Here is a 15642-nt window from a genome sequence, read left to right as displayed (position 1 = left end):
GCAGTTGTAAAAAACTGTATTAACGAATGGCACGATTCGGGCCCGGGAATATAGTACGTCCATACCCGGTGTCGCAGTCATCATTCCGATCTCCGCCAGGGTAAAAGGAAAGACCATGTTGAAATCGACAACCCTTGGTGCTGTGCTGCTGGCCGCTGTCGCGGTATCGCCGGCGGCAATGGCCGGTGATCGTGGTACGAACACGGCCGTTGGCGCGGTGCTTGGCGCCGTCGTCGGCCACACGGTCGGCGGCACTGGCGGCGCCGTTGCCGGCGGCGTGATCGGCGCGGCGGTGGGCAACTCCATCAATACCCGCGACGACCGCCGTCATTACGGCCACCACAATGGCTACAACAACGGCTACAACAACGGCTACTACCAGTCGCAACCGGTGTACGTGCAGCAGCGCCCCGTGTATGTGCAACCGCGTCCGGTCTACGTGCAGCAACGCCCGGTCTACGTGGAATCGCGTCCGGTCTATGTCCAGCCCCGTCCGGTGTACGTGCAACCGCGCCCGGTCTACGTCGAGAACCGCGGCCGCGGCTGGGATCGTCATGACCGGCACGACCGGCATGACCGCTGGGATCGCGACGACCGCCGCGGTCACCACCACGGCCACGGCCGCTGATCCACGCCGATCCAATGAGCCGCGCACCGCGCGGCTTTTTCTTTTCCCCTCCCCTCCGCTAGTCTCCCGCATCGGCGCCATGCGCCAGGTTCGGGGGACACCATGTACGAAGCAGGCACCGTCATCTCGCTGGCCGGCGGCCAGTACCGCTTGCGCGAGGCGCTGGCCGGTTCGGCCTACGGCGTCGTGTGGCGCGCCGACAGCCTGCACGCCAACGGCTGCGTCGCCCTCAAGCTGGTCAACCTGGAACAGATGGAACGTGCCCCGTCCGGCCTGCGCGCACGCTGGCTGGCCAGCGCCAGCACCGAAATCGCCTTCCTGCGCGGCCTGGCGCCGTGGGATGGCCGCCACATCGTGCGCCTGCTCGACAGCGGAGAACACGCAGGCATGCCGGCAATGGCGCTCGAACTGCTCGACGGCGACCTGGCCGGCCACCTGACCCGCGAAATGGCGCTGGGCCGCACGACCGCCCCTGCCCGTGCCCTGGCCTGGATCGGCCAGGTCAACCAGGCGCTGGCCAAGGTGCACGCCAGCGGCTGGCGCTACCTCGACCTCAAACCGGGTAACCTGCTCCTCGACGCGGCGAACGACAGCGTCAAGCTGGCCGATTTCGGCACCAACCGCAGCCTCGACGACCTGCGCGCCCACACCTACGCCGGCACCGCCAACTGGCAAGCCCCGGAACAGTTCTTCCCGGATGCCGACGGTTACGCCACCGAGGCACGTACCGACTACTTCGCCCTCGGCGCCCTGTTCTACTACCTGGTCTGCGGCCGCCTGCTGCGCTACAGCAGCGCCTGCGGCCAGGCCTGGCAGGCGCACGGCCGCGACGCGGCGGCCAGCCTGCTGGCCGAGCGCCAGGCCAGGCCAGCCGTTCTGCAAGCGGACGAAGCGGCGCTGTTCGCCAGCCGCCTGGGCCCCGCCGCCGCCCCTGGCCTCGCGCTGTTGCGCGCGCTGGTGGCCGAGCGGCCCGCCGACCGTCCGCGCCACGCGCTGGACATCAGCCGCGGCCTGGCGGACACTGTCTCCGCCCTGGGTGCCGAGCCGCTGCGGAGCGCCGCATGAAGCGCCCTTTCATCGGCGCCGGTCTGGCCTGGGCCCTGCTCGCGCTGCTGTGCGCCGTGCAGCTGCTGGCCCTGGTCAAGACGCCGGCCGCCTGGACCCCGTCCGAGATCGCCGTGACCCTCGCCCCCGGCGAATCGGTCATGCTGGGCCGCCAGGAACTGGGCGCGCCGCGCGCCGCCCCGCGCCAGCTGGTGCTGCGCCGCGACCGTGACGGCGATTGGCTGCTGCGCAACGCCGAACCGCTGCAGCCTGTCGTGCTGCGTCGTGGCGACGCCCGCCAGCGCAGCAGTGACCTCCCGCTCGCGGCTGGCCAGCGCATCCAGGCCGGCGCGCTGCAATTGGCGGTGGTCGCGGCCGAGGCTGGACGCGTCATACTGCGCGACGGCGAACAGACCTGGGACTACGACGGCGCCACCGTGCTACGCGACGGCCAGCCGCAACCTGCCTGCCCCGACACCGGCCTGTCGGCGCGCGCGGTGGCGGCCTGGAACCGCTGGTTGCCGCAAAGAGCGAGCCTGGCCCGTCCCCTGAGCCTCGGCGGCCTGCTCTACTGCGGCAACCGCATCGCCGCCGCTGCGATCGAACCCGGCGACGCCCTGTTGCTGCGCCAGGACGACGGCCGCATCGCCCTGTCGGCGCGCGGCGCCCAGCCGGTGCTGGTCTCGAGCGGCGCCGGCTGGATCGACGCCGCCCAGCGCGAGCTGCCGCTGGCCGACGTGGATGCCTTCGCCGTCGGCCGCACCCTGTTCACCCTCGCGCGGGATGGCGCCACATTGCGCCTGTCGCCGTCGCGCCAGGTTGCGTTGTCGGCAGCGCCTGCGAACCAGTTACCGGCCGCGGTGAGCTGGCGCTGGGAGCAACGCGACCATCTGGCCCTGCCCGCGCCGCCGCCGCTGGCCTGGGCCGCCGCCTGCCTCGTCCTGCTGATGGGGCTTGCCTGCATCGCGCCCTTGCTGCGCGAGCGTGCGGTGCGTTCCGATCTTGTGCGCCCGTTCGCAGCAGCGCTGCTGGCCTCCGGCGCCATGCTGCTCCTGGTCACCCAGCGCACCGTCGGCGCCCCCGGCGCCGTCATCTCCCTGCTGCTGGCCTGGACCACGCTCTGGCTCACCCTGCTGTATCCGCGCCGCGCCTCGCTGCTAGCCTCCAGCGCTGTGCTGCTGCTCGGCGCCGGGCTGCTGGTGCAGCTCGAGATGGGCCTGGGGGCGAGCGACACGGCCTGGCTGCGCCACTTCCAGAACACGACCGCGCTGCTGGGCCTCGGACTACCGGGCGCCCTGCTGCTCCTGTCCTGCTTCGCCCGCGGCGCCGTGTCGCGCCCGGTCACCGAGCGCGTGTTGCTGGTATTCGCAGCGCTCGCACTGGGCGGCCTGCTGCTGCAAGTGTGCTTCGGCGGCGAGACCGGCGTGTTCGACATCCAGCCCTTCGAATTCGCCAAGTTCGCCCTGGCCGCGCTGAGCGCGCACTGCCTGGCGCTGGCCGCCGGCGGTGCGGCCCATGGCCGCCGTGACTGGCGCTTCTGGCTGCGCATGGCGGCCCCGGTGCTGCTGTTCATATTCCTGCTCGCGGCGGCCCTGGTGCGGGTCGACGATTATTCCCCGCTGGTGCTGCTGCTGGTATGGAGCGGCACCATGCTGCTGGCCTGGTGCGCCAGCCATGGACGGCGCGCGGCGCTGGCCTCGGTGCTGGTGGCCGCGGGCCTGCTGGCGGCGGGCGGCGTGACGATGCGCGCCGGCGGCGACCTGCTGGGCGCCTTCGGCTTCTATCCCGAACGCTTCCAGGTCTGGAGCGAACCGACGATCCACCCGCACACCGGCCAGCAGATGCTGCAAGGCAGCCGCGCCATCGTCCAGGGCGGCTGGCTGGGCGCGGACAATCTGCTCGGTATGGCGGCGCTGGGCGGCGCGGCCGGCGAGGCGCTGGCCATCCCCGCCATCCAGGACGACTTCGCGCCCTCCTTCCTGCTGCACCGCCATGGGCTGGCGGCGGGTCTGGCCTTGTGGACCTTGCAGGCGCTGTTCCTGGCGGCGCTGCTGCGCGCCGCTGCCGGCGCCTGGCGTGGCTCGAATGCGGCCAAGGACTTCCGGCGCGCCTGGATTGGCCGCTTCCAATGCTTCGCCCTGTGCGGCGGCGCGGCCTTCATCGCCGGCCACCTGCTGCTGTCCTGGGGCACCAACCTCGCCATGTTCCCGATCATGGGCCAGCCCATGAGCTTCCTGTCCGCGGGCGGCTCGCACCTGCTGTTTTTCATCTGCCCCCTGCTAGCGTTCGGCATGGCGAGCACCCAATTCAACGAGGAGAGTCAATCATGCCGGTCTATGTCCAACACGAAGTCCTAGGCAAGGTCCAGGATGTGTTCAACGCCGACGCCCTGTGGCAGGCGCCTGGCCTTGCGCTGTTCTCGCGCCGTCCGCTGCTGCGCGACCTGCTCGAGCGCTCCCCGCGCGAGCAGCGCGGCCGCGCGGCCACCCGCTGCTTTTCGCACGTGACCCTGGTGCTGCCGCAGGACGAGGTCGACGACGACCGCCACCTGACCCGCGGCGCGCGCGTACGCGACCTGGCGCAATCGCTGGCCGCCCTGCACCAGAAGGATTTCGGCGACCTGCTCGGCGGCGACGAAGTGCGCTACCACGTGCTGGGCAGCGACGACCTCGATCCGGGCGAAGTGCAGGTGAAGTTCGGCCACGCCGTCTACCTGCCGGCGCCGGGCGAACAAGTCCAGTACACGGTGACCGCCTCGCGCGACAGCGCCATCTGGCAGCCGGTCTGCGCGATCTATCCGAACCAGCGCCTGACCCTGGTCGGCCTGGACGGCGCCAACGCCACCTTCGCGGTGCCCGGCTGGCCGTTCGGCCCGGAAGGCGGCCTGCTGCTGGTGAACGACGGCCCTGGCGCCCCGCTCGAACTGCAGGTGCGTCCGAAGGACAGTTTCGAATGCCGCTTCGACGCCGCCAACGGCTACTACGTCCTGCGCAGCAAGGGCGCCAGCGCCCACCGCCTGCTTTTGAAAATCAGCCGTGTTGGCAACAGTACCGCCGCCCGCCCGCAGCCTGCGCCTGCCTCCAGCGCCGCACCAGTCACGCCAAGCGCGCAGCCGCAGCGCAGCCCGGCGGTGTGGAAGTCGCGCACCGCCACGCCGCCGGCCGCCGACATGACGGCGATGCCGCTGGCCGCTTCAAGCCCGGCAACCCGGCCTGCGCCCGCGACGGAACTCGATGCCACCTACGCCCCGGTGGCGCGCCACCGCATCACGCTGGCCGCGCTGGCCCTGCCGCGCCTGAGCCGCTACCGCGAGACCGGCGCCCAGGAACTCGAGGTCGGCCTGAATGCCCAATTGCTGCCCAGCGCGCCGGGCAAGGACAGCGTCATCCGCTTCGCGGTCGACGACGCCGACGAGCTGCACGCGATCACCCCGGCCGGCCGCCAGCGCATCGCCGTGCCGTCGCAGTTCGCGCCGCTCGACAACGCCAGCATCCGCCTGCTGGCGGTCCAGCAGCAGCTGGCAGAGCGCTATAGCGCGCTGCTGGTGCTGCCGGAAGGTCCGTCGCAGCCGGCCGCATCGGGCACGCGCCTGACCTTCGGACGCGGCATGCCGTCGCTGGGCGCGTTGCGGGTACTCGATACGCCGCAGTTCGTGCGCCAGGGCGACGGCGCTCCGGCCGCCAGCGCCGACCGCCTCGGCCTGTCGCGCAACGCCTTCAGCTGGGAAGCCTCGGGCGATGGCCTGCGCATCGCGCGCCTTTCGCCCACCCAGGCGCTGTACCACCTGGACGAGCAACTGGCCCTGGTCGCCCAGATCGAGAGCGCGCCCCAGGATCAGCCTTATGTGATCCCGCCTGGCCATCACCTGGTGGCGGGACACTACGTGCTGCGCTTCGACGCCTGAGGACGAGGATGGTCACCTGGACTCATGCGGCCGCCTACGCGGCGGCTTTGGTGCTTACCTTGTGCGCCTGCGCCTGGCTGACGCCGCGCGCCTGGTGGCGGCGGACGAATGCGCGTGCGCTCGGTGTGCTGGGAGTCGGCACCGCGGCCGGTGGGACGCTGTTGCTGGCCATGTTCGGGACTCCTCCACCTGCCCCGCAACTGGTGCAGTCGGCACAGGCCCAAGAGGTGGCGGGCATCGACGTGCCGGTCGCCGGCGCCGGCTACCGCGTGCGCGATGCGCTCAACCTGCGCGTGGCGGGCGGGGTCGGCGCCGAACGGCTGCTCGTGGTGCCGGCCGGCACGCGGGTGGAAGCGACCGGCTTGCGCGACGGCGACTGGTGGCAGGTGCGCGCGACGGTCGCTGGCAAGGAAATCGAGGGATGGGCCAGCAGCCTGTGGCTGCGGCGGGCCGATGAATGATTTGTCAGTGTATCGTCACAGGGTCGCTTACCTGATTAACGCAGCACCTCGACCGCATGCATGGGATCGGTGTATTCCCGTATTTCAACGATTTCCCCATCACGAAGTCGAAACAATATGTGGTACTCGTTCTCATAGTGCTTTCCACTCGTCGTCACGCCATAAGAGCGTGCCTCGACGGCCACCATGTCGCCTTCGCCAATCAAGCTTTTTAACTCCATTCTTATTCCACCGTTAAAGAAGGCGAAAAGCTCTTCAAGGGCGGGCCGCATTTCATCTCTGGTTTTTAATCCAGCAAAAGCAAACAGGTGAGGTTTGCCATTGACCCACCATGTCGCTTCATTGCTCATCATATCAAAAAGCTCGTTGATGCCACCCTTTTCGAATTGGCTGAGAAAACGTCCCACGAGACTTTTATTTGCTGTGGTATTCATTCGTGCTCGCGATCTGCGACGTGTATCGACAGCCCGGTTTGCCCAGGGAGAATATCGTCTCGCAAGGTCAGCGCTGGAATCTTGTAATCGCCCTTGTTCTGAGGACGAAACGCGATGGAATCCACGCTGAAGAGAGTATCGAGTCGTCGTCCGAGTTCGTCACGGATATGAGTGAATCTGCTCTCATCTGTACTGCCAGCTCGATACACGACAAACGGCGGTATCACGTCGAAGCCCGGATAGAACAGAATACCGTGCTGGATGGGGTAGAGCATGTCGTCGATTGGACCGTTGATGCCGCGCGGACCATAGTGCGATTCCCAACCACCTGCTGTCACTATCAGCATGGCTCGCTTCCCGGCTAACGTGCCCTCGCCAAAACGATCTCCCCAGTGTGTGTCGGAATGCTCGCCAACGCCATAGGCGAAGCCGAAAGCGTAGACCCGCTCGATCCAGCCTTTCAGGATTGCCGGCATGGAGTACCACCACAGCGGGAACTGAAGAATCACCGCATCGGCCCACAGCAGCTTCTCCTGCTCCCGAGCAATGTCTTCACTTTGAAAGCCGTTTTCGAAAGCATGTCTGGATTCGGAAGCAACATCGAACCGGGTCGTGGACAACCGTTGGGTCGTATCGTCGGCATCGACAGCGGCTTTCCACTGCATTGCGTACAGGTCTGATACCTGCACCGAGTGTCCTGCGCTTTTCAGCCGCTGCACGGTGAACTCTTTCAGTGCCCCGTTCAAGGACTTGGACTCTGGATGCGCGTGGACGAGAAGAATATTCATCACTGATCTTTCAACGTATGCAAAGGAGGACAGAATAGGCTCGCATCAGGTATATTGGAAATGAATTATCGACATACGAGCTATTAAGATGCTTAATTTAAGAGCGCTTGACCTGAATCTGCTGGTCACCCTTGATGTGCTGTTGGCAGAGCGGAACGTGACCCGGGCAGCGCGTCGCCTTAACTATTCGCAGCCTTCCGTCAGCGTTCACCTCGCCAAGCTCAGGGAGATTTTCGGTGATCCCCTGTTGCTGCCTGGTCCGCGTGGAATGCAGCCCACCGCACGAGCCGAGGAATTGGTTCAACCATTGCGCGACGCGCTTGAATCGTTGGAGCGCGCAGTGGCGCCAGCCCGCCCGTTCAACCCGGCAGAGTCCCAACATACCTGGCGCGTCGCCGCTTCCGACTCCAGTTGCTCGACCATACTTTTGCCTGCGATGTCCGCGATCCGGGCGGCGGCGCCGGCAACCCGGCTTGCAGTGCTGGATCTGGTACCGTCACAGATTGCGAAGCAAGCCGAACAGGGTGACATCGATCTCGCCTTTCATACTGGCGATGGATCCCCTCCCGGACTGCGCCGTCGTACGCTTTTCGCTGAGCGCTATGTGCTTGCCGGTAGAGTGGATCATCCGCGTTTGCATCCGCAACTCACGCTGGCGGAATTCTGCGAACTGGAGCATGTGATTGTGTCGCCAGATCGCGGCGGTTTCCATGGAGTGACTGATGATGCGCTTGCAAAAGCAGGATTGACGCGCAAGGTGGTGCTTTCCGTTCCACAGTTCTTGTTCATGATGTCCGTACTGGCTAGTACGGACCTTGTCGCCATGGTGCCTTCGCGTCTGGTACGCAGTACCAAGGTGCTGCAGATCGTCGAGCCACCCGTGGACGTTCCCGGGTATGAAATGGTCATGCTCTGGCATGAGCGTTCCCATCGGGATCCTGCTCATCAGTGGTTGCGGGAGACCATAGCAAAGTCGATCTGAGGGGCCTCGGTATCTCTTCCCGTAGATCTGGCTTCACCGTATCGGTCGTGAACAAGATATCTAATCGCGCGCGGTACGCCACACCTGCTGCTTGGGCGGCGTTTCGTGTGTCGGACAATTGGTGAAGCGCCGCCTGCCGTGCATCTCGATCATCTCGACATTGGTCGTCGGCGCCCTGTCGGTGACACAGTAGGTCCCCCTTCCGGTGATCACCCGCGTGCGGCGCGCACCGTCGCCCGTGTTGTTCACCAGTTCCTCAACCTTGGGCGCTTCCCACAGGCGCGGCGCCGCCATGGCGCGCGCGTGCTCCATGCCCTCGCGCATGCGGAGCTGCGGGCTATCCGGCGGCAGGACGATCAGGGGCTTGTTTTCCTTGCGCAGGGCGCGGTCGATCTCGCCGACGCTGCGCCGCGCGTTGGCGAGGATCTCCGCTGCGCCTGGGAGCGCGGCGGGCTGGCCGTCCACCTCCGTCGGTGCTGGCGCGGCCGACGGCGCCTTCTCCACCGGCGCAGCCGGAGGCGGAACGCTCCGACGTGGCCGCTCCGGAGCAGCTTCGGACGCCGGTCGCATTTCCTTCTCAGGTGCAGGCGCAGCCGGCTCGACGCGCGGCGCCAGCGTTGGCAGCAAGGGTAGCGATATCCACTGCATTGCCTCGTCGCTCCCTTCCTGCGGCATCGGCGGCAACTTGCCTGCCATCTGCCACGCCAGGATCAAGGCCAGGTGGACCGCCAGCGTGACGCCGACGCCGGCAAGGCGATCATTGCGCGTGCCGGCGGTCGACGGGAATGAAGTAGAGAGGCTGGTCATCGACCAGCAGTATAGCGAGCCGCCCAGCGCGTACGCTCACCAATTCTATCCGGCGCCCACGATCGCCCGGACCGCCGCCAGGTGCACCGGAACCGACATCACCTCGAGCAACAGCTCGCGCAGCCCGTCCCAGACGATCTGCACGCCAAGGCACAGCAGGATGAACGCGGTCAGGCGCAGGAAGACGGCGGTGCCGGCCTCGCCGATCAGCCGCAGCAAGTGTTCGCCATAGCGGAACGCGAGATAAATCAGCACGCCGATGACCGCCAGCGCCATCAAGGCGCCGCCCATGCGCGCCAGCGAGAACACGAGCTGCACGTCGTGCAGCGCGACGCCCACCGTAATCGCCACCGCGATCGAGGCCGGGCCGCAGCTGATCGGAAAGGTCAATGGATAAAAGGCCTGGCGGTGGGCGTGGTCCGGCGTATAGGCCTCGGCCAGCGCGGTCCGGCTATCCAGCGTGGAAGGCGTCGCGCCCAGCAGGCGCCAGGCCACCGAAGCGAGAATCAGGCCCCCGCCTACCCGGACGATGGGCAGAGAAATGCCGAAGAAGTCGAGCACATACGAGCCGATCAGCATCGAGCCCGTCATCAGCCAGAACATATTGCGCGCGATGCGGCGCGCCAGCAGCGCACGGGTCGCGGGCGACGCGCCCTCGGTCATGCTCAGGAAAATCGGTGCGGTGGCGGCCGGATTCAGGATCGGCAGCATCGTCACCAGGACGAACAAAAAACTCCTGGCCACGGCCAGTATCAACTCGATGGTCATGAAATAGCGTGTTCAAGCCCGGCCAGCGGTCGACGAGTGCCGCTGACGGGCCAGGCCCCAGGCCCGGACCGCCACTGTACATCATGCCCTGGCGGCGCGGGCACACCGCTGACCAGCGATCAGCCGTGGCCGTCGTCCGCCCACCCCAGCCGCATCGGATTGAAATACAAGCCCTTCACGCACTGCGTCGGCGCCACCCGCGCAAAACCGAACGCCTCATACGCCGGCACCGCATGGTTCGACGCATTGACGGTGAAATTGCCGTCGCCACCACGCGCGATGGCCGCCGCGCGCGCCACATTCCACAAGCACCGCGCCAGCCCCCGTCCCTGCCAGCGCTTGCCGACGAACAGGTGGAACAAATGGCTGTTGTCGCGGATCGCGATGAAGCCTGCGAGCTGTCCCTCGTCCAGCGCCACGTGGTACACATGCCCCATGGCCAGGTATTTGCGCACGCCGATCTGGTCGTTCTCGGCCAGGAAGGTCGCGGCGCCCTCGCGCGTCGATTCGTGCACGATGAACTCCAGCGCCAGCTCGCGCAACTGGGCTGCGATGGCGGGAACGAGCAGCGGAATATCGGTGTCTACCAGCGGCCGGATATCCATGGCATGTATTGACAGTGTTGCGCGGAACGTAAACATACCACAGCGTTGATTTTCCATAATGCAATTTTATTGACGGGTGAGCCGGCCCCGTCCTACCATGGTTCGACCATGCCGAAAGCCAGCTTCCTCGCCTTATTTTCCCCTGCCGCCGGCACGGTTCCCAGACGCCGCAAGGTGCCCCTGACGCAGCCACTGCGCCATGCCCGCTACCGCCGCATCTGGCTCGCCAACCTGGTATCGAATCTCGGGACCTGGGTCCAGACCTTCGCCGCGGCCTGGCTGGTGGCCTCGCTGTCGCAATCGGCTTCGATCACTTCGCTGGTGCAGACCGCCACCTATCTGCCGATATTCCTGTTCGCGCTGCTCGCCGGGGTGCTGGCCGACGCCGTGCACCGGCCCAAGTTCCTGTTCTTCTGCAATCTGTTCAATGCCGTGTGCGCCGGCGCGATGGCCGTGCTGGTCTGGAGCGGCAAGGTATCCAGCGGCCCGGTGCTGGCGATCACCTTTTGCCTGGGCATCGGCACCGCCTTCGTTTGGCCGGCCTGGCAGGCGGCGCTGGGCAGCCTGGTCGAACCCGACGAAGTCGAAGCCGCCGCCACGCTCAACAACCTGTCGTACAACCTGTCCGCCATCCTCGGCCCGGCGCTGGGAGGCCTGCTGTTCGGCTGGATCGGGCCGGGCGCCCTGTTCCTGGCCAACGCCGTGTCCTTCATCGGCCTGCTGGGAGTCTACTGGCACTGGTGGCGCGAAGGCGAACCGCAGCCAGCCGCGCGCGAAAAGTTCGGCGTGCGCCTGCGCCTGGGCTTCGCCACCGCCTTCGGCTGCCCGCGCTACCGCCGCATCCTGCGCAATGTGTGTTCGGTCTTCTTCGCCACCATCGCCTTCGCCAGCCTGCTGCCGGTGTTCGTGCGCGACGTGCTGCACCTGCGCGCCGGCGTGTATGGCACCTTGATGGGCTGCCTGGGCGGCGGCGCGGTGGCCGCGGCCTTCTTCCTGCCGCAGGTGCGGGCCCGGGTCGACCGCACCGGGCTGCTGGCCGGCGCGCTGCTGGTGTATGGCGCGATGCTGCTGGCCATGCCGCATACGCGCTCGCTGGCCCTGCTCGCGCCCATGATCGTGTGCGGCGGCATGGCCTGGTCCACCACCGTCTCGACCCTCAACGCGGCGGCCCAGCTGTCTTTCCCGGCCGAGGTGCGCGCGCGTACGCTGTCGATCTACCTGTTCATCATGGCCGGCGGCTATGCGGCCGGCAGCGTGGTGTGGGGACTGGTCGCCGACGCCTGGGGCGTGCGCGCCGCGTTCGCCGCCGCCGGCGCCTGCGTGGTGCTCAACGCCCTGGTCTTGCTGACGGGCGGCCGGAAACATCCCATCTAATCGTGTCTTTGATCCGTCACGCCAGCGTGTAAAGTGGCGGTATTATCCTGATCATTTTGCCAATGCCAGTCACGCTCGCCGATTTCCGTTTCGCCCCCTGCTTCGACGTCGCGGTCGCGAGCCGCGTCGGTTGCGGCCCATCCACCCGCGCCGAAAACCAGGATAATTTCGTCGTCATCGATTTCGACGGCCGCGCCTGCCGCCTGCAGGACCAGCAGCCGTGCTTTCTCACCGTGGACGGCTGGCCGGCCGGGCATGGCCGGTTGGCGGTGCTGGACGGCATGGGCGGGCATGGCCATGGGCGCGAGGCGGCCGAAGCGCTGGCGGCGGCCCTACTGATGATGCCAGCCTGCGCCACGCTCGAAGAACTGAGCGGGCGGCTGGACGCCATCCACGCCGGCCTGCAGGCGCGCTTTGCCCAGGGCGCCAGCGGCGCCGGGCGGCCCGGCACCACGCTGACCCTGCTCGAACTGCCGGCGAGCGGCGCGCCGCTGCTGTACCACGTGGGAGACTCACGCCTGTACGAACTCGACGCGGCGCACGCCACACCCCTAACCGTCGACCACGTGCCTGCCACCGTGGCCGCCCTCGCCGGCCGCCTTGACGAAGCGGACTGGTGGCGCCAGGTGCACGGGCGCCATGCGCCGCAGATCGCCCAGGCTTTCATCCTTGGCAATGCCTTCGCCGACCCGACTCGCCTGTCCGACCCGCTGTTCGCCCTCACCCCGGACATCCTGCCCTGCTGGCTGGCCCACCTGGCCGACCGCCGCGCGCTGGCCCTGCGGCCCGGCGCGGCCTATCTGATGGCTACCGACGGGTTCTGGTCCTGCGCCCAGCCGGACGGTTTCGTGGCCGGCTGGCCAGCACTGATGCAGGGCGATCCGGCTGCGGTGACCCTCGTCGAGCGCCTGTTCGGCCTGCTGGAAAACGATCCGCCGGCCGGACTGCAGCCCGATAACCTGACTGCCCTCGTCCTACGGCCGCTGGCCCGCCATGCGGATGAAACCGTATTGCCGGTAGAAGCCCCCACCAAAGCCACCAACTGATCTCATGCTTTTAGAAAATAATGTTGTTAATCAACGAACTTGGTGCGCCGTGCGGTTCAAAAACAGCGTAAGCTTGCAATATTGATTTCGACCATTATTTAACTTGTCGCCCTGACATGAACCGCTGCCGCAATCCCGAGCATCCACACTGCACCGTCTGGGTCATGCCCGACGACGCCATGTGCGCGCACGGGCATGCCCAGCCCGCGGTCGACACGCAGCCAGTCCTCACGCCGGTGACCACTGCGCCAGCGGCCGGCCTGCCGTCGAGTTTCGACGCCATTACCGCCCTGCGTAGCCGGCGCCCGACCGATATCGGGCCGGCGCCGACGTTACCCCGAGCCAACCTGCAACGCCCCCAGCTGCACATCAGCGGTTTTGACCCGCGCGCCGCCGGCGGCCGCCAGGCGATCCGGCTCGAGCTGCGCGGCATGCCGATGGATTGCGCACCCGAGGTGCGCATGCTGGTGCGTTCGGCCCTGCGGCTGCACGGCGGCGAAAGCTATGCCTTCCAGCGCACCTCGCGCGGCGACTGGCGCCCCCTGTTCCTCGAGTTTTCCTCGCGCGGCCTGGAACACGGCCAGTACCGCATCGAGATCGAGCTGCACAGCCATCATCGCCAGGCCCCGGAATCGAATCGCACCTGGACTTGCTCGCCCGTCATCCTGGTGCCGCGCCAGGACGCCAGCCTGGGCGAGATCCACCAAACCTTCCTCGCCACCCACAAGAACGTGCGCGTGACAGCCGACGACGCCGGTATCGCCCGCGTGAATGCACCGGGCGGCGGACGGATCGACATCGACGTCACTGCCCGCAATGCCTCGATCGCCCAGCTCAACCTGGACAGCGGCAGCGGCAAGATCGACCTCGGCATGTCGACCATCGCCTGGGACGAAGACCTGATCGAGATCGACATCCCGGTCGAGGCGGCGCTGCATCCCTGCCCCGCGACCGGCGCCTGCCTGGTGCACGCCGAGGCCGACTCGGCCACCCAGCGCCACGTGCGCCTGTTCGCGCTCGACGAGTGCGTGCTGGGCCGCTTCGAGAGCATCGCCGCCGAGGCCGACCTGCTGCTGGCCCACCACGGCGAAACCGGCGCCGAGATTGGCGGCCTGACGCGCCGCCTGTCGGGACGGCACGCCGTCATCCGCCGCAGCCGCCATGGCTTCGAGATCGAGGACGTGTCGCGCTACGGCGTGCTGCTGGACGGCGTCTGGCCCGGCAAGCACATGCCGGTGCAGCTGCGGCTCGGCATGCGGCTCGAACTGACGGCCAGCATCAAGGGCATCGTCACGCTCGAGGTGACGGCCCTGATGGCGCACGCGGTGGTGCTGCACCGGCTGGACGCCGGCGCACGCGCCGAATGCTTCTACCTGATGGCGCCGGACTGCATTCCTGCGTCGAACCGGCACCAGCAAGCGTCCAGCATGCCGCGCGCCGCCGCGCTGCCGATGCTGTTCCATCGCGACGGCGGCTTCTGGCAGCGCGACCGCGACAGCGGCCGCGACACTCCGCTGGCGCCGCAGGCCCAGTTGGACCGCCTGCAGCAGACAGGGCTTGGCATCGCTGCGCGCTTCGTCGCACAAGCCTATCCCGAGGCGCACGGCGGCCCCCGCGGCGGCAGCGAACGCCACCACCACGCTTTCACCGTCGCACTCGACGCCTGACGCCGCCTTTCGGCCGAGCGCTCAGCCGTGCGGCGGAATCAGGATCAGGAAGACAAGCGCGGCGCCGGCCAGTAGTGCTGCCTGCAGGGCGAACACGATCGCCGGCGCCCGCAGGTGTTCAGGAATCTTCATGACGTTACCTCTCGTATGCAATAAGCCCACGTTGGTGACACCAGCTTACGCCTGCCCGCAGCCCTCCCGCGCCACTTAGCCGCGCGGCAAGTCAGTCGTGGCGCCAGGCCGCCGGCAAGGGCGGCAGCGGGATGCGTTCCGTTTCTCCGGGCACCGCCACGAAACGGTCCGCTTCCCAGTCGTGCGCCGCCTGTTCGATGCGCTCGCGGCTGGTCGAGACGAAATTCCAGAAGATGAAGCGCTTTCCGTCCAGCGGCGCGCCGCCGATCACGACGAAGCGCGCGCCCTCGCGCGAACTCACCCGCACCGCGGCGCCCGGCTCGAGCATCGCCATCGTGTTGGCGGCAACCGGCTCGCCGTCGACCTCGATCGTGCCGAACGGAGCATAGAGGGCGGCTTCTTCCGGCAGACGGTCGAGTTCGATGGCGGCGCCGGCGTCCAGGTGCACGTCGAGGTAGAGCGTTTCGGCGAAGGTCGGCACCGGCGAGGTCTGGCCCAGCGCGGTGCCGACCAGCACCCGCACCTTGGCGCCGTCGAGCTGCACTTCAGGGATCTGGTCGGCCGGCGTGTGGCTGAACGCGGCCGGCGCTTCCTCGTGTTCGCGCGGCAGCGCGGCCCACAATTGCAGGCCGTGGGTGCGCCGCTTGCGTTCGAGCAGGTCTTCGGGCGTGCGCTCGGAGTGCACGATGCCGCTGCCGGCCGTCATCCAGTTAATCGCGCCCGGCTCGATGCGCTGCTCGGTGCCCAGGCTGTCGCGGTGCATGATCGCGCCCTCGAACAGGTAGGTCACGGTCGCCAGGCCGATATGCGGATGCGGACGCACGTCATGGCGTGTGCCCGGCTCGGCCTCCACCGGTCCCATGTGGTCGAAGAACAGGAAGGGGCCGACCGATTGTTTGGCCGCCGCCGGCAGGATGCGGCGCACGGTGAAGCCGCCGCCCAGGTCCTTGTCGTGCGATTTGAAGAGGTGTGCGATGGTCATGGTGGACTCCTGCGAAGGCA

At 67.5% G+C, this 15642-nt stretch carries 15 protein-coding genes; 9 read left to right on the top strand and 6 right to left on the bottom strand.

Annotated elements, in window-relative coordinates:
• Positions 1-115: 115 nt before the first annotated feature.
• The 5 genes from SOM28_RS18245 (at position 116) to SOM28_RS18225 (ending at position 6037) form a co-directional block, all read left to right on the top strand.
• Entirely contained in the window at positions 116-628 is a 513-nt protein-coding gene (locus SOM28_RS18245) for a glycine zipper 2TM domain-containing protein (protein ID WP_320468975.1), read from the top strand.
• A 102-nt stretch (positions 629-730) separates the two neighbouring features.
• Complete coding sequence (locus SOM28_RS18240; RefSeq protein WP_320468974.1) at positions 731-1693, top strand: protein kinase domain-containing protein; 963 nt, start codon at positions 731-733, stop codon at positions 1691-1693.
• A complete protein-coding gene (locus SOM28_RS18235; RefSeq protein WP_320468973.1) occupies positions 1690-4029 on the top strand; it encodes an FtsW/RodA/SpoVE family cell cycle protein in 2340 nt (779 codons plus the stop codon). Before SOM28_RS18240 ends, SOM28_RS18235 begins: the two co-directional genes overlap by 4 nt.
• Positions 3999-5576 carry an RAD23 family protein gene (locus SOM28_RS18230; RefSeq protein ID WP_320468972.1) on the top strand — a complete coding sequence of 526 codons (1578 nt, stop codon included), beginning with the start codon at positions 3999-4001 and terminating at the stop codon, positions 5574-5576. The genes SOM28_RS18235 and SOM28_RS18230 overlap by 31 nt, the downstream gene beginning before the upstream one ends.
• Positions 5577-5584: 8 nt before the next feature.
• Positions 5585-6037: an SH3 domain-containing protein gene (locus SOM28_RS18225; RefSeq protein ID WP_320468971.1), complete on the top strand. Its 453-nt coding sequence runs from the start codon at positions 5585-5587 to the stop codon at positions 6035-6037.
• 35 nt (positions 6038-6072) lie between these two features.
• Here the strand turns inward: SOM28_RS18225 and SOM28_RS18220 are convergent, their stop codons facing one another.
• Entirely contained in the window at positions 6073-6471 is a 399-nt protein-coding gene (locus SOM28_RS18220; protein ID WP_320468970.1) for a nuclear transport factor 2 family protein, read from the bottom strand.
• A complete protein-coding gene (locus SOM28_RS18215; RefSeq protein ID WP_320468969.1) occupies positions 6468-7259 on the bottom strand; it encodes an NAD(P)H-dependent oxidoreductase in 792 nt (263 codons plus the stop codon). Before SOM28_RS18215 ends, SOM28_RS18220 begins: the two co-directional genes overlap by 4 nt.
• 88 nt (positions 7260-7347) lie before the next feature.
• On the opposite strand from SOM28_RS18215, the gene SOM28_RS18210 reads away from it, so the two are divergent.
• The gene (locus tag SOM28_RS18210) at positions 7348-8241 is read left to right on the top strand and encodes a LysR family transcriptional regulator (RefSeq protein WP_320468968.1); all 894 of its coding nucleotides are present in this window, start codon (positions 7348-7350) and stop codon (positions 8239-8241) included.
• Positions 8242-8301: 60 nt separating this feature from the next.
• Here the strand turns inward: SOM28_RS18210 and SOM28_RS18205 are convergent, their stop codons facing one another.
• The 3 genes from SOM28_RS18205 to SOM28_RS18195 form a co-directional block, all read right to left on the bottom strand.
• Positions 8302-9048 carry an NADH-quinone oxidoreductase subunit E gene (locus SOM28_RS18205; RefSeq protein ID WP_320468967.1) on the bottom strand — a complete coding sequence of 249 codons (747 nt, stop codon included), beginning with the start codon at positions 9046-9048 and terminating at the stop codon, positions 8302-8304.
• 45 nt (positions 9049-9093) lie between these two features.
• On the bottom strand, positions 9094-9816 hold the full coding sequence (locus SOM28_RS18200; protein ID WP_123071332.1) for a MarC family protein: 723 nt from the start codon (positions 9814-9816) through the stop codon (positions 9094-9096).
• Between the two features lie 119 nt (positions 9817-9935).
• Entirely contained in the window at positions 9936-10421 is a 486-nt protein-coding gene (locus SOM28_RS18195; RefSeq protein WP_123071331.1) for a GNAT family N-acetyltransferase, read from the bottom strand.
• Between the two features lie 108 nt (positions 10422-10529).
• Between SOM28_RS18195 and SOM28_RS18190 the strand changes: the two genes are divergently transcribed.
• From SOM28_RS18190 to SOM28_RS18180, 3 genes are all read left to right on the top strand, one after another.
• Positions 10530-11795: an MFS transporter gene (locus tag SOM28_RS18190; protein WP_320468966.1), complete on the top strand. Its 1266-nt coding sequence runs from the start codon at positions 10530-10532 to the stop codon at positions 11793-11795.
• 62 nt (positions 11796-11857) lie between these two features.
• A complete protein-coding gene (locus SOM28_RS18185; protein WP_123070818.1) occupies positions 11858-12841 on the top strand; it encodes a PP2C family protein-serine/threonine phosphatase in 984 nt (327 codons plus the stop codon).
• A 116-nt stretch (positions 12842-12957) separates the two neighbouring features.
• The gene (locus tag SOM28_RS18180; protein WP_320468965.1) at positions 12958-14508 is read left to right on the top strand and encodes an FHA domain-containing protein; all 1551 of its coding nucleotides are present in this window, start codon (positions 12958-12960) and stop codon (positions 14506-14508) included.
• 223 nt (positions 14509-14731) lie between these two features.
• Here the strand turns inward: SOM28_RS18180 and SOM28_RS18175 are convergent, their stop codons facing one another.
• Entirely contained in the window at positions 14732-15622 is an 891-nt protein-coding gene (locus SOM28_RS18175; protein ID WP_123070816.1) for a pirin family protein, read from the bottom strand.
• Positions 15623-15642: the final 20 nt, after the last annotated feature.

The sequence above is a fragment of the Massilia sp. CFBP9026 genome, from assembly GCF_034045165.1.
Taxonomy (GTDB): Bacteria; Pseudomonadota; Gammaproteobacteria; order Burkholderiales; family Burkholderiaceae_D; genus Telluria; species Telluria arenae.
This window is presented reverse-complemented; position numbering and strand designations above follow the sequence as displayed.

Excerpts from the sequence above, each read along its gene's own strand:
- SOM28_RS18245 (WP_320468975.1), top strand. The coding sequence starts at position 116 with ATGTTGAAATCGACAACCCTTGGTGCTGTGCTGCTGGCCGCTGTCGCG.
- SOM28_RS18240 (WP_320468974.1), top strand. The coding sequence starts at position 731 with ATGTACGAAGCAGGCACCGTCATCTCGCTGGCCGGCGGCCAGTACCGC.
- SOM28_RS18235 (WP_320468973.1), top strand. The coding sequence starts at position 1,690 with ATGAAGCGCCCTTTCATCGGCGCCGGTCTGGCCTGGGCCCTGCTCGCG.
- SOM28_RS18230 (WP_320468972.1), top strand. The coding sequence starts at position 3,999 with ATGCCGGTCTATGTCCAACACGAAGTCCTAGGCAAGGTCCAGGATGTG.
- SOM28_RS18225 (WP_320468971.1), top strand. The coding sequence starts at position 5,585 with ATGGTCACCTGGACTCATGCGGCCGCCTACGCGGCGGCTTTGGTGCTT.
- SOM28_RS18220 (WP_320468970.1), bottom strand. The coding sequence starts at position 6,471 with ATGAATACCACAGCAAATAAAAGTCTCGTGGGACGTTTTCTCAGCCAA.
- SOM28_RS18215 (WP_320468969.1), bottom strand. The coding sequence starts at position 7,259 with ATGAATATTCTTCTCGTCCACGCGCATCCAGAGTCCAAGTCCTTGAAC.
- SOM28_RS18210 (WP_320468968.1), top strand. The coding sequence starts at position 7,348 with ATGCTTAATTTAAGAGCGCTTGACCTGAATCTGCTGGTCACCCTTGAT.
- SOM28_RS18205 (WP_320468967.1), bottom strand. The coding sequence starts at position 9,048 with ATGACCAGCCTCTCTACTTCATTCCCGTCGACCGCCGGCACGCGCAAT.
- SOM28_RS18200 (WP_123071332.1), bottom strand. The coding sequence starts at position 9,816 with ATGACCATCGAGTTGATACTGGCCGTGGCCAGGAGTTTTTTGTTCGTC.
- SOM28_RS18195 (WP_123071331.1), bottom strand. The coding sequence starts at position 10,421 with ATGGATATCCGGCCGCTGGTAGACACCGATATTCCGCTGCTCGTTCCC.
- SOM28_RS18190 (WP_320468966.1), top strand. The coding sequence starts at position 10,530 with ATGCCGAAAGCCAGCTTCCTCGCCTTATTTTCCCCTGCCGCCGGCACG.
- SOM28_RS18185 (WP_123070818.1), top strand. The coding sequence starts at position 11,858 with ATGCCAGTCACGCTCGCCGATTTCCGTTTCGCCCCCTGCTTCGACGTC.
- SOM28_RS18180 (WP_320468965.1), top strand. The coding sequence starts at position 12,958 with ATGAACCGCTGCCGCAATCCCGAGCATCCACACTGCACCGTCTGGGTC.
- SOM28_RS18175 (WP_123070816.1), bottom strand. The coding sequence starts at position 15,622 with ATGACCATCGCACACCTCTTCAAATCGCACGACAAGGACCTGGGCGGC.